The sequence below is a fragment of the Paeniglutamicibacter sp. ORCA_105 genome (assembly GCF_045798545.1).
Taxonomy (GTDB): Bacteria; Actinomycetota; Actinomycetes; order Actinomycetales; family Micrococcaceae; genus Paeniglutamicibacter; species Paeniglutamicibacter sulfureus.
In genome coordinates this window covers 1-12,313 of sequence record NZ_JBIXLM010000066.1, presented here as the reverse complement: position 1 = coordinate 12,313, position 12,313 = coordinate 1, and the positions used below count along the sequence as shown (strand labels likewise).

13 protein-coding genes and 1 pseudogene are annotated in these 12,313 nt (G+C 66.0%); 9 read left to right on the top strand and 5 right to left on the bottom strand.

Features of this window, described 5'->3' with window-relative positions:
• A pseudogene (gene mhpB / locus ACIPUB_RS19575) lies at positions 1–183 on the bottom strand (3-carboxyethylcatechol 2,3-dioxygenase); the annotation flags it as partial.
• A 195-nt stretch (positions 184–378) separates the two neighbouring features.
• Between mhpB and ACIPUB_RS19570 the strand changes: the two are divergent.
• Positions 379–1,008 (top strand): TetR/AcrR family transcriptional regulator, encoded by a 630-nt coding sequence (locus tag ACIPUB_RS19570; RefSeq protein ID WP_407608911.1) that lies wholly within the window; start codon positions 379–381, stop codon positions 1,006–1,008.
• Between the two features lie 15 nt (positions 1,009–1,023).
• On the opposite strand, the gene ACIPUB_RS19565 is transcribed toward ACIPUB_RS19570, so the two are convergent.
• Both ACIPUB_RS19565 and ACIPUB_RS19560 read right to left on the bottom strand, forming a co-directional pair.
• The gene (locus tag ACIPUB_RS19565; RefSeq protein WP_407608910.1) at positions 1,024–1,473 is read right to left on the bottom strand and encodes a PaaI family thioesterase; all 450 of its coding nucleotides are present in this window, start codon (positions 1,471–1,473) and stop codon (positions 1,024–1,026) included.
• A 133-nt stretch (positions 1,474–1,606) separates the two neighbouring features.
• Positions 1,607–2,935, bottom strand: a complete 1,329-nt coding sequence (locus ACIPUB_RS19560) for an MFS transporter (protein WP_407608909.1) — start codon at positions 2,933–2,935, stop codon at positions 1,607–1,609.
• Positions 2,936–3,317: 382 nt separating this feature from the next.
• Here ACIPUB_RS19560 and ACIPUB_RS19555 point away from each other — a divergent pair, with 382 nt between their 5' ends.
• The 7 genes from ACIPUB_RS19555 to ACIPUB_RS19525 all read left to right on the top strand — a co-directional run bounded on the left by ACIPUB_RS19555 (position 3,318) and on the right by ACIPUB_RS19525 (position 9,926).
• Positions 3,318–4,688, top strand: a complete 1,371-nt coding sequence (locus ACIPUB_RS19555; RefSeq protein WP_407608908.1) for an aromatic ring-hydroxylating oxygenase subunit alpha — start codon at positions 3,318–3,320, stop codon at positions 4,686–4,688.
• A gap of 55 nt (positions 4,689–4,743) precedes the next feature.
• A complete protein-coding gene (locus ACIPUB_RS19550) occupies positions 4,744–5,088 on the top strand; it encodes a non-heme iron oxygenase ferredoxin subunit (RefSeq protein WP_407608907.1) in 345 nt (114 codons plus the stop codon).
• Between the two features lie 60 nt (positions 5,089–5,148).
• Positions 5,149–6,360 carry an NAD(P)/FAD-dependent oxidoreductase gene (locus tag ACIPUB_RS19545; protein WP_407608906.1) on the top strand — a complete coding sequence of 404 codons (1,212 nt, stop codon included), beginning with the start codon at positions 5,149–5,151 and terminating at the stop codon, positions 6,358–6,360.
• Positions 6,361–6,397: 37 nt separating this feature from the next.
• Complete coding sequence (locus ACIPUB_RS19540; RefSeq protein ID WP_407608905.1) at positions 6,398–6,943, top strand: aromatic-ring-hydroxylating dioxygenase subunit beta; 546 nt, start codon at positions 6,398–6,400, stop codon at positions 6,941–6,943.
• Positions 6,944–7,012: 69 nt separating this feature from the next.
• Positions 7,013–7,861, top strand: a complete 849-nt coding sequence (locus ACIPUB_RS19535) for an SDR family NAD(P)-dependent oxidoreductase (RefSeq protein ID WP_407608904.1) — start codon at positions 7,013–7,015, stop codon at positions 7,859–7,861.
• Positions 7,858–9,450: an acyl-CoA synthetase gene (locus ACIPUB_RS19530; RefSeq protein ID WP_407608903.1), complete on the top strand. Its 1,593-nt coding sequence runs from the start codon at positions 7,858–7,860 to the stop codon at positions 9,448–9,450. Before ACIPUB_RS19535 ends, ACIPUB_RS19530 begins: the two co-directional genes overlap by 4 nt.
• Positions 9,450–9,926: a hypothetical protein gene (locus ACIPUB_RS19525; protein ID WP_407608902.1), complete on the top strand. Its 477-nt coding sequence runs from the start codon at positions 9,450–9,452 to the stop codon at positions 9,924–9,926. Before ACIPUB_RS19530 ends, ACIPUB_RS19525 begins: the two co-directional genes overlap by 1 nt.
• Positions 9,927–10,007: 81 nt before the next feature.
• On the opposite strand, the gene ACIPUB_RS19520 is transcribed toward ACIPUB_RS19525, so the two are convergent.
• Positions 10,008–10,817, bottom strand: coding sequence for an IclR family transcriptional regulator (locus tag ACIPUB_RS19520; protein WP_407608901.1), 810 nt, complete (start codon positions 10,815–10,817; stop codon positions 10,008–10,010).
• Between the two features lie 126 nt (positions 10,818–10,943).
• On the opposite strand from ACIPUB_RS19520, the gene ACIPUB_RS19515 reads away from it, so the two are divergent.
• Positions 10,944–11,513, top strand: coding sequence for a helix-turn-helix domain-containing protein (locus ACIPUB_RS19515; RefSeq protein WP_407608900.1), 570 nt, complete (start codon positions 10,944–10,946; stop codon positions 11,511–11,513).
• 26 nt (positions 11,514–11,539) lie between these two features.
• On the opposite strand, the gene ACIPUB_RS19510 is transcribed toward ACIPUB_RS19515, so the two are convergent.
• Complete coding sequence (locus ACIPUB_RS19510; RefSeq protein WP_407608899.1) at positions 11,540–12,004, bottom strand: PaaI family thioesterase; 465 nt, start codon at positions 12,002–12,004, stop codon at positions 11,540–11,542.
• Between the last annotated feature and the right edge of the window lie 309 nt (positions 12,005–12,313).

The following is a 12,313-nucleotide window of genomic DNA, read 5'->3' as shown; positions in this document are numbered from 1 at the left end:
CAGGTCGTAGAAGAACCCGTTGTAGTGGTCGGGGCCGAAGTTGACGACCAAGTCCGGGTTGAATTCCTTGGCAAAGGCACGGACCTGCTCGAAGGCGGCGTCGACAGCTGCCTTGACCTCTTCCGGCGGGTTGGTGTGCTCCAGCAGGGGAGAGTGCGACATCGCGATCAGTGCTTGTTGCATTCCTGGCGCTCCATTCGATTGGCGACTTGAAGATTTTGCTTGCTTTCATTCCATCCCACGCGCCGAACGAAGGCACGCTGTTGTTCCATACAGCGGCACGAATCATTCAACGTTTTCCGGGGAAGCCCCGTGGTTTCCGGGAAAACAATGAACCAACCGATGGTAGCTAAACGTGCACTAGTGCATAATTTAGGAATGGACGAGACAAACGAGGGCGCACGTGCGGCCCGGCGGAACCGCCACTGGACGCAGATCCACGAGGCGGCGGTGGCGTTGGTGCTTGAAAAGGGCCTGGCGGCGACCACCGTCGATGCCGTTGCCGCGGCCGCGGGGGTCTCGCGGCGCAGCTTCTTCAATTACTTCCCCACCAAGGAGGACGCGGTGCTTGGCACCCGCGAGCCCTGGCTGCCGGAGGCCGACTGGGAAGACTTCGTCTCCTCCAAGCTGGAGGTGCTGCCGCGCACCGCCAAGCTCCTTGCCGCGGTGCTGAACACGAGCACCCACGCCGGCGAGGGATTCCGGAGGCGGCGCGAAATGGTGCGGGCCTTCCCCGAGCTGCGCCGACGCACCCATGTGCACGTGCAGGCGGCCGAGCAGCTGGTGGCCACCGCACTGATCGAACGGCTCAAGCCGCACCAGGCGGCGCTGCTGGCCCACGAATTGCCGACGGATCCCGGCGCGCAGCACGCCCTGGTGCTGCTTGCCGGGACCATCACCCGTTACGCGTTCACCGAGGACCCCGAGGAATTCGCGCGCGACTGGCCATCCGCGGTGGTGCGGGCCAGCGCGATATTCGGCTCGCTGCTGCACCCGGTTTCCCGCTGACGGCTTCGGTGGAGGCTACTTGCCCAGACGGCGTTCCTTGAGCACGTAGGTGAAGGTGGTGTGCACCAGCACCTTGGCGTCCGCATCGGCGACCTGCACCTCGGCCACGACCACCGAGGACCCGCCGCGCAGGATGCGTGCGGTGGCAACCGCCGGTCCGGACTTGGAGTTGGACATGAAGTTCACGTTCGACTGCACGGCCAAGGGGAACTGTCCGGCGTCCGCGTAGGCGTTCATGGCCAGGAAGGTCCCGGCGATGTCGGCGGCGCCAAAGAGCGATGCGGCGGCAAACATGCCATTGGCCTGGGCCAGCTCGTCGCACAAGGGCATCGAGAAACTCATCGAGTCCTCGGTGACGGCGTGCGGGGAGAGGCGCAGAGTGAAGGTGATGTCCTCGAAACCCAGTGATTCGCGGAACTTGTCCCAGCGTGCGGTGAACTCGGACAGGGTTGCAGGTAGTGCCATGGTCTTTGTGTCTCCAGTAGTCAGGGGGAAATGGGGAGTTGGCTCCCACCTTAACGGCGATGGCACCCGATCGGGACAACCGGGTGCCATCTGGCAGCACAACCGCCGGATGGCGGAGGTGCCGTGTGGTGGATTACTTGCGCTTCAGGGTTTCCTTGGACATCAGCACGCACGCGGCACCGACGGCAATCAGGAAGATGAAGTACCAGGCGATGTTGTTGGTTCCGCCGCCGTTGTCCAGCTTGACCAGCCACTGGCTCATCAGCGGGGCCATGCCCGCGCCGAGCACCGAGCCGACCTGGAAGGTCAGCGAGACGCCGGTGTAGCGGGATTCGGTGTCGAACTTTTCGGCCAGGAAGGCGCCGATCGGGCCGTACATGGAGGCCTGGATGATCGGGTTGCCGACCATGAAGCCCAGGGCCACCATCCAGAAGACCCCGGAGTTGAACAGCGCGAACATCGGGAAGACCAGGGCCACGGAAATCAGCGCGCCGGCGAGCATGACCGGGCGGCGGCCGAAGCGGTCCGAGAGCCAGGCGAAGAACGGGATCGCGAAGATGTGCACGAAGGACGACGCAGTGAGCATCATCAAGGCGGTCTGCCGGTCCACAGCTCCGCTGGCCACCACGTAGGGAACCATGAAGATGGCCAGCATGGCCTGCATGAACAGCGGTCCGGCCACGGCCAGGATTCCGAAGATGGTTTCCTTCGGGTAGTCGCGCAGCACGCGGGTCAGCGGCATCCCGGTGTGGGTTGCGCCCTCGGCCTTGGCCTTGAGGAAGTCGGGGGACTCGGTCACGCGGTAGCGCATGTACAGGCCGATGATCACCAGCACCGCGGAGAGCAGGAACGGGATGCGCCAGCCCCAGGCCAGGAACGCTTCCTCGGGCAGGCCCGCGAAGAGGCCCAGGATCAAGGTGGCGAGCACGGCGCCGGTCGGGCCGCCGGTCACCGCGATGGAGGCAGCAAAGCCGCGGTTCTTTTCCTTCACGTGCTCGGCGGCCATCAGCGTGGCGCCGGCCCATTCGCCGCCAACGGCCAGGCCCTGGATGACGCGCAACAGGACCAGCAGCAGCGGGGCCGCAATACCGATGGTGTGGTACGTCGGCATCAAGCCGATGCAGACCGAGACCAGGCCCATCATCATCAGGGTGATGAACAGGATGTTCTTGCGGCCGAACTTGTCGCCGAAGTGTCCAAAGAGGACGCCGCCCACGGGGCGGGCGATGTATCCGGCCAGCAGGATCACGAAGGACAGCGCGGTACCCAGGCCCTTGTCCATGGTCTCCGGGAAGAACAGGTGCGGGAAGACCAGCCCGGCAGCCGAGCCGTAGAGCAGGAAGTCGTAGTACTCGACGGTCGAGCCCAGGAAGCTGGATACCAGTGCCCGACGGGTTTCCTTGGGCGTTGCCTCAGGGTGTTGCTGTGTTGCGTCCAGCCCGATGCGGGAATGGGTTGCCATGGTGACTCCGTGGTGTGATTGCGAGTTGTGTCACATGGAAGCATGGCTGGCCGAGCCCGGGGATTCCCACGCCGCGTGCCGCAGGGTGGAACGGCAACCGCGCCTTGCCCACGCCTGGACCGGAGGTTCAAGGCGTCCAAATGGGAGCACACCGAACGCCAGGTTCCCCGAGATATGTCCTGGCCGCAGCCCCGGGTGGTCGTGGCCGGGACATTGCATTTGAGCCGGTGGAAATGCGTGGGCCGCCCGTGTTGACAGGGTTGTGCGTGCTGGGGTTCGGCACGGGCGTTGGCTCTTTGCCTGGCTCCTGGGGTCTTATTGAGAGCACGACCACACCCCCATCATCCGTCGGGCGGCGAGCGCCCAGGAGGAAACGATCCACATGAGCACCACGGACAACTGCCCCTCTGAGGCGAATGCTGCCATCGGCAAGATGCGCGGCCCCGAACACGGCCCGAAGAACATTGACGTCTCGGCCCTGGTCGACGCCGAGGGCGGGCTCATTGACCGGTCCATCTACACGGACACGGGGATCTACGACCAGGAAATGCGCCGCATCTTTGCCCGCAGCTGGCTCTTCCTGGCGCACACCAGCCAGTTCAAGAAACCCGGCGACTTCTTCACCACATTCATGGGCCAGGACCCGGTCATTGTCACCATGGACAAGACCAAGACGATCCGCGCCTACCTGAACTCCTGCCGCCACCGCGGGGTGCGGCTGTGCCGCGCCGACGCCGGCGCCACCAAGATGTTCACCTGCACCTACCACGGCTGGTCCTTCGACCTGGCCGGCGCCTTGCAGACGGTGCCGAACGAAAAGGCCTACCCGGAGGACTTCGACAAGAAGCAGTGGGGCCTGATCGAGGTGCCGCGCCTGTCCGAATACAAGGGCCTGCTCTTCGCCAACTGGGACAAGGACGCCGAGGACCTCGAGGACACCCTGGGGGACATGCGCTACTACATGGACGCCATGCTGGACCGCGACCCCGAGGGCACCGAGGTCATGGGTGGAGTGATGAAGTGGGAGCTCGAGGGGAACTGGAAGCTCGCCGCAGAACAGTTCGCCACCGACTGGTACCACGTGAACATGTCCCACGCCTCGGCACTGATGGTCATGTCCCCGACCGGCAAGGGCCCCAAGGCCGAGATCGTTGCAACCCCCGGGCGCCAGTACGTCTCTCCCAACGGCCACGGCGCAGGATTCCCCACGCACCCCAAGTCCCGCTTTGACGCCCAAGCGGTGCACGAGCACTATGACTACGCCGCACTGCGCGAACGCCTCGGCGACGCGGCGGTGGAAGGGCCGATGACCACCGGCCACGCCACGGTCTTCCCGTCCTTCTCCTACCTGCCGATCAACGGCTCGATCCGCATCTGGCACCCCAAGGGCCCGAACAAGATCGAGGTCTGGGCCTGGATCCTGGTGGACAAGTCAATGCCCGACGATGTCAAGGACGCCCAGCGCCTCTACAACCTGCGCACCTTCGGCCCCTCGGGCATCTTCGAGGCCGACGATGGAGAGAACTGGTCGGAGATCCAGGCGATCTCCGGCGGCTTTGTCACCAACTCGGTGCCGCTGAACTTCCAGATGGGTATCGGCTCCGAGCGCGAGGACGGCGTGTACCCGGGCCAGACCTCAGAACTCTACTCGGACGCCGCCGGCCGCAGCTTCTACAAGCACTGGGCCGAACTGATGAACACCCCCGCCTGGCACGAGCACCCCGCGCCGGTTCCCGCCGGTGGGCAAGCCTGACCCCCGGCATCCACTGCCACCAACAAGCACAGACTTTTCACGCCAGGAGGACGCCATGAGCGAAGCCATCAACATCGGAACCATCGACGACATCGAAGAGGGCGAGGCCCGGGTCGTCCCGGCCGAGGAAAACGGCACGGACGTGGACATCGCGATCTTCCATGCCGAGGACGGCAACTTCTACGCCCTCGATGACACCTGTACGCACGAGACCGCCTCGCTGGCCGACGGCTGGATCGAGGGAACCGAAGTCGAATGCCCGGTGCACTCGGCCAAGTTCTGCCTGAAGTCAGGCACCGTCCTGTGCATGCCCGCCACCCGCGCCGCCCGCACCCACAAGGTCGAGGTCTCCGGCAACGACGTGCTGCTCTACCCGTCGGTGAGCGTCGTCGGCGCCTAGGCGCCGACGCATGCACCGCAAGACCATCTCCCACGCACCCTGAATCCCAAGGAAATATCGATGAGCGTCGAATCTGTTTTGATCATCGGCGGTGGCCTGGCCGGCTTCACCGCCGCCAAGGAACTGCGCGCCCGCGGCTTCGCCGGGACGCTGTCCATCATCGATCCCGAGGGCCTGCCCTACGACCGTCCGCCGCTGAGCAAGGACTACCTCGCCGGCTCCCAGGACGCAGCGGGAATCGCTCTGGCCCCGGCGGGTTGGTACGAGGAAAACAACGTCGCCGTCATCACCGGCACCGCCACCGCGCTGGACCCGGACGCAGGCACCGCGACGCTGGATGACGGCAGCGTGCTGGCCGCGGACCGCTTCGTGCTGGCCACCGGCGGGCGCGCCCGCCGCCTGTCCATCCCCGGCGGCGATCTTCCCGGCCTGCTGGAACTTCGCACCAAGAAAGATGCCGACACGCTGCGGGGCCTGCTGGCTCCCGGGGTCCGCCTGGCCATTGTCGGGGCAGGGTTGATCGGCGCGGAAACCGCCTCCTCGGCCCGCGGCTTCGGGGCCGAGGTCACCCTCATCGATCCCGTGGAAATCCCGCTGGTTCCGGCCATTGGCGAGATGCTGGCCACCCGACTGCACGCCATGCATTCCGAGCACCAGGTGCGCACCGTCACCGGCATCCCGGAGGAAATCACCCAAGGCGCCGATGGCTACGGCATTCTTCTGTCTACCGGTGAAACCATCGCCGCCGACGTGGTGCTGGTGGGCATCGGCATCACCGCCGCCACCGAACTCGCCGAGGCCGCCGGCCTGGACACCGACAACGGGGTGCTGGTGGACGAACGCGGCGCTACATCCCACCCGAACGTCTTCGCGGTGGGCGACTCGGCCCGCACCCGGCTGGCCGACGGCACGCTGCTGCGCCGCGCAGAACACTGGGAACATGCCATGAACGCCGGTTCCTCGGTGGCTGCCGCGATCCTGGGACAGGAGCTGCCGGTGCACGGCGCCTCCTGGTTCTGGTCGGACCGGCACGGGGTGCACGTCGAGGGCGTGGGCTCGATGCACGGGGAAGGCGAGCACATCGTGCGGTTGCTGGACGGGGTCCCGATCGCCGCCTTCCGCCTCAACGAGGCGGGCCTGATGCTCGGGGCCGCCGCGATCGACGGCGGGCTGACCGTGAGGGCGGCACGCCGCATCATTGACCGCAGCATCAAGGTCGATCCGCTCGCGCTGGCCGATCCGGCCACCGAACTGAAGAAACTGGCGCGCTAGCGGCGCCCGGCAACGATCCAAAGACAAAGGAAACACCATGACCCAGGAAACCGGCACCGAGTTCCAGGTGCGTCTGGCCGACGTCGAACTCACCCACGCCGTGGCGCAATTCTATTTCCACGAGGCCGAACTGCTCGACGACGGGCGCTTTGCCGACTGGCTGGAAATCTTCGACGAGGACCTCTTCTACTTCGCCCCGCTGCGCACCAACCGGCTGCGCCGCCAGGCCGCCCTGTCCATCGGGCAACGGGGGGAGGCCGCCTACTTCGACGAGACCAAGGAATCGTTGGCCTGGCGCATCCGCCGCTACGACTCGGGCATGGCCTGGGCCGAGGACCCGCCCTCGCGCACCCGCCACCTGATCTCCAACGTGATGGTCCGGCACACCGCAGAGGACGAGCTGACCGTGCGCTGCGCCTTCCTGGTCTACCGCAACCGACTGCAGACCGAAACCGACATCTACGCCGGCGGACGCACCGACGTGGTGCGCGTCCAGCCCGACGGAGGCTTCAAGGTCGCCAAGCGGGAGATCCTCTTCGACGCCAACGTGTTGCAGGCCAAGAACCTGTCGACCTTCTTCTAGACCCGCAGGCAGGGGCACCGTCCCTCCAGTCCCCACACATCAATGCAATTACACGAGAGTGAGCAGATCATGAGCACCACCCCGCCAGGCTGGCTCGAGGGCAACGTCGCCCTGATCACCGGAGGAGGCTCCGGCATCGGACGCGCGGTGGCCGACCGCTACCTTGCCGAGGGGGCGAGCATGGCGATCTTCGGCCGCGATGCTGCCAAGCTGCAGACCGTCGTCGATGCCTCGGCCGATCCCTCGCGGATGATGGCCATCGCCGGGGACGTGCGCGATGCCGACTCCCTGGCCTCCGCGGTCACCGAGGTCGTCTCGCGCTTCGGCAAGCTCGACATCGTGGTGCCCAACGCGGGGATCTGGGACTTCAACCGTTCCCTGACCCGGCTCTCACCCACGGAACTCGGTGCAAGCTTTGACGAGCTCTTCGAGATCAATGTCAAGGGCTACCTGCTCACCGTCCAGGCCGCCTGGAAGGAACTGGTGGCAAGCAGCGGCTCCGTTGTCATGACCCTGTCCAACGCCTCGTTCCACCCGGCCGGCGGCGGCCCCGTCTACACGGCGGCAAAGTTCGCCGCACGCGGCCTGGTCACCCAGCTAGCCTACGAACTCGCCCCCAAGGTGCGGGTCAACGGCGTGGCGGTGGGCGGGATGGACACCGACCTGAGCGGACCGAGTGCCACCGGCCTGGAAAACCGCAGCATTTCCGCATCGTTTGCCCGCTCGGAGATCACCGGGAACAACCCATTGATCCCGCTGCATCACGCCTCGGTCGACCCGGTGGACTTCACCGGGTCCTACGTCCTGCTGGCTTCGAAGGCCAACGCGGGCAACATCACCGGTGCCATCATTCCCGCGGACGGCGGCATTGCCGTGCGCGGGTTCGGCGCCCAGGCAGCTGGAGGAGACCACCTGTGAACTTCATCGACCGGAATCCCGTGGTTGGCCTCGAACGCCAAACCATCTACTTCCCCCACCAGCTCCTGTTCACCTACGAGGATCGCACCTGGGACTATGCCGCGTTCTTCGCCGAAGTCCGCGAGCAGGCCACGGCGCTGCATGCGGCCGGCGTGGCACCGGGGGAGCGCGTTGCCTACGTGGGGCTGAACTCGGTCTCCTTCATGCGCACCATGTTTGCCTGCTGGTGGCTCGGGGCCGTGTTCGTCCCGCTGAACTTCCGCCTGGCGCCGCGCGAGATTGCCGGGCTGCTGGATCAGTGCACCCCGCGGGCGCTCTTCGTCGAGCCCGGGCACCGGGAGACCATCGAGACCATGCTTGGTTACGCGGACGTCGAGACCGGCGACATGGCCCTGCTGCTCATCGACGACGACCCGGCCGTTCCCGCCCCCGCCGCCATCGCCGCACCCTGGGTGCCGGCATCGGCGTGGGTGCGCGAGGGCGTATCCGGTGCCGCGGAACCGGCCATCCAGGGCGCCGACGAGGACGACCTGGCGATCCTCATGTTCACCTCCGGCACCACCGGGCAGCCCAAAGGCGTGGAACTGTCCTACGGCAACATCTGGTGGAACTCGGTCAACGTCGACTCGCTGGTGGACACCCGCCGCGGGGACACCAACCTGGCAGTGGCCCCGCTCTTCCACATCGGCGGGCTCAACGCGCTGACCATCCGGGTGATCGTGCGCGGCGGACATGTGGTGGTGCGACGCACCTTCGATCCCCGGCAGGCGCTGAAGGACATCGAGGAGTACAAGGTCAACCAGGCCTTCCTGGTGCCGGCCATGCTCTCGGCGATGGCGCAGGCCGACGGATTCGCCGATGCGAAGCTTGAATCTCTGCGCGCGCTGATCTGCGCCGGTGCCCCGGTGCCCACGATCCTGCTGCGCCAGTACCAGGCCAAGGGCGTGGAGGTGCAGCAGGCGTGGGGCCTGACCGAGACCGCACCCTTCGCCACCTACCTTCCGGCCGAGCTGACCCACCAGCGTCCGGGCTCCTGCGGGGTGCCCATGCCGTTCACCCAGATCAAGGTCGTTGACCCGCTGACCGGGGTCGAGGTGGAGGAAGCCGGGCAAACCGGTGAGCTGTTGGTCAAGGGACCCAATGTCACCAAGCGCTACTGGAACAATCCGCAGGCCACCGAGTCGGCGTTCTCCGATGGCTGGTTCCGCTCCGGGGACATCGGCTACCGGGACGCCGATGGGTTCCTGTACGTGGTCGACCGGCTCAAGGACATGATCATCACCGGCGGGGAGAACGTCTACCCGGCCGAGGTCGAGCGTGCGCTGATGGAATACCCGGGCGTCCTGGACGTCGCGGTGGTGGGTGTGGCCGATGAGCAGTGGGGAGAGGCCGTGGTCGCGGTCATGAGCTGTGCCGACGGAACCGTCCCGAGCATCGAGGAAGTGCGCGAATTCTCCGCCTCGCTGCTGGCCCGCTACAAGCTTCCCAAGCAGCTCATCATCACGGGAGCCGTCCCGCGCAACGGGTCGGGCAAGCTCGACAAGCCGGCCGTACGCCTGCTGGCCAACAACACCCTGGAGGCCAAGTAATGTCCGGGCACGACCACGACCACGACGACGTCGACCTGCTCAGGTGGCCCGACGCACTGGGCCCCGAATGGACCTGCGAGGCGGTGGCGGCCGCGCCGGGCCACGAGTCCACGCTCGAGATCCGCCGGGAGGGGAACCCGGTGGCCACGGTGGACGTGATGCGGATCGTGGATTCCGAATTCGCCGCCACCTACCCCTCGGGGCTGCGCGACAGGCTGCTGCTTCCCCATGCGGGTGCGCCGGCCGAGGCAATCCAGCTGGCCTCGGAATCCGTGATGGACGCCGACCCCGCCTGCCGCCGCCTGGTCATGGCCTGCGCGGAAGACGACCTTGAGACCATTGGCATCGCCGAGGCGGCCGGGTACCGGTTCGTGGTGGAGGTCGACCTGCACCGCGGGTCGTTCGCGTTGCTGACCGCCGAGCCGGCCTGGGTGCTCGAGGAGTCGCGGAACATCGACGAGGTTCCAACCCTCTAGCCATTGCTCCAAGACCGGCGGGTGTCGCCGGCGCCTATGAACGCGCCAGAGACACCCGCCGGTTCCTTCTTGCCCCGATCCCTATGCGGTTTGCGCGTGGCGAAGCTGCTGCCGTTGGCGTGCGCTGACCGCGGCGACGGCGCGCGAGGCCGCATAGCAGACCTTGCGCAGGACCTCGGATTGCGAGTCGGGAATGAACTTGCCGGTGGGACCGGAAATCGACAATGCCGCCACGGGCTTGCCTCCCGGGCCCATCACGGGGGCGGCGATGCAATTGAGGCCCATCAGGATTTCCTCCCGATCGAAGCCAACATGCTCCTTGCGGATAGTGGCCAGTTCTATCCGGAGCGCCTCCGGATCGGTGATGGTGTGCGGGGTCCAGGCCGACATTTCACTGCGCAGCGCCTCGTCGGCGCTTGCGGAGTCGAAGGCCAGCAGGACCTTGCCCACCGCGGTGCAGTAGGCAGGTGCCATCCCGCCAATCCGTGAGGGGCTGCGGACCTGCAGATGCCCGTAGAGCTTGTTGAGGTAGATGACATCGGTGCCCTGCAGCACCGCCAGGTGCACGGTTTGCTTGGTTAGTTCATAAAGGTCGGCGAGATAGGGCGTCAGCACATCGCGCATCCGCCCGTGCGCTGCCGATTCCTGGGTATCGCCGAGGCTCAGGATCATCTTGCCCAGGCGGTAGGCGTTGCCCGCCCGTTCCACGGCCCCGTTGCGCTGCAACATCCCCAGCAGGCGAAAAGCGGTTGACTTGGAAAGATCGGCCCGCCGAGCCAGCTCGCTCACTCCGACTCCGCCCACCGAATCCTGACCGAAGGCATTAAGCAGCGACATGGCCTTGTCCACTGCTGTGCGATCATCGCGTTGCTGGGCTGGACTCAGGGACATTTTGGGAAACCTCCAACGTTGCCACCCGAATGATACTGGGGAGTTTTCGGGCGTGTAACCAGTGTCATGGGGAAAGCGGAGCATGTCAAACATGACAATTTGTCATCTATAAGTGACGATAGATGCATGGCGATGAACAACGTGGTCTCACGGAACATCCAGCGCATCAGGACTGAACGGGAGTTGTCCCTTGGAGAGCTGGCCCGCCGCGCGGGCGTGTCCAAGCAGACCCTGTCCAAGATCGAGCAGGGCCAGGGAAACCCCACGATCGGCACGCTCGAGGAAGTGGCACGTGCGTTGAGCGTCCGGATCAGCGGCCTGCTGACCGAGTGGGGATCCCCCGTCCTCATGCGGCGCGATGGTGAAGGGGAGTGGAGTCCCAGGCCGCAGGGTTCTACCCGGGACCTGGACCAGATCTATGGATCCGGTTATGTGCGCACCCAGCTGCTGGCCGTTGAGACTAGGCTGGAGGGCGCCAAAAGCACCACATTGAGCACCGGATCTCTCCACCAGGTCTATGCGATCGAGGGCCGGGTCGACATCCGCTACGGGACCGAGTCGGTGCAGCTGTCCGAAGGGGACTTCCTGCGTTTCCCGGCCGATGTCGAGCACGCCTTCGGCACGCCCGATGCCAAGGCGCTGCTCCATATCACCACCACCGCGCCGCACGTCGCGCAGTTCGGCTCCCAGGGCTGACCTTGGTCCAGGGGTGCGCCCTGGCGTCAGGTGCCGGGGCGCTCGCCGTCCCGCGCATACCTGCCGGGGGTCTCCAGGACCGCCAGGGTGCAGCGCGAAATGCACACAAGCTTGCCGGCATCGTTGCTGATACGGATCTCCCATACGTGGGTCTTGCGGCCAACGTGGATTGGGCTCGCCGTTCCGTAGACCCATTGCCCGGCACTGCCGGCCCGCAGGTGGGTGGCGTTGATTTCCTGGCCGACCACGTGGAAACGTTCAGCGTCCACGGCTAGCGATCCGGCCCAGGAAGCCAGTGTTTCGGCCAGGGCCACGGATGCCCCGCCGTGCAGCACCCCGGCCGGCTGTATCGTGTGCTCGTCCACCGGCATGCGGCCGGTGAGCGTGTCCTTCGTGAACGAGGTGATTTCGATGCCCAGGGTCGCATTCAGCGTTCCCGTTGCCTTGTCGTTGAGTTCCTTCAGGTCGATGTCCCGTGCCCAAAGCTGCATATTTCGTGGCTCCCGTGGTGGCTTTCCCAGTGGTGCGGCAGGTTCTCGTCCGGCCGCAGGATTTTCACCAGCCTATGGGGGGTGGTGCGGTTAGGGGCAGGGTTCATGCCGTTGGCCGGAACGCGGAAGCCCCGCCGGTCCTGGTGTGGACTGGCGGGGCTTCCCGGAATTAGGCCGGCTGGGTTACTTGGCCATGTGCAGCGCGAGGTAGGCCTTGATGACCTGGTTGAATTCGTGGGCGCGTTCGACCTGTGACCAGTGGCCGCACTGGTTGAAGATGTGGGAGTCGGCGGTGGGGATGACGGCCTG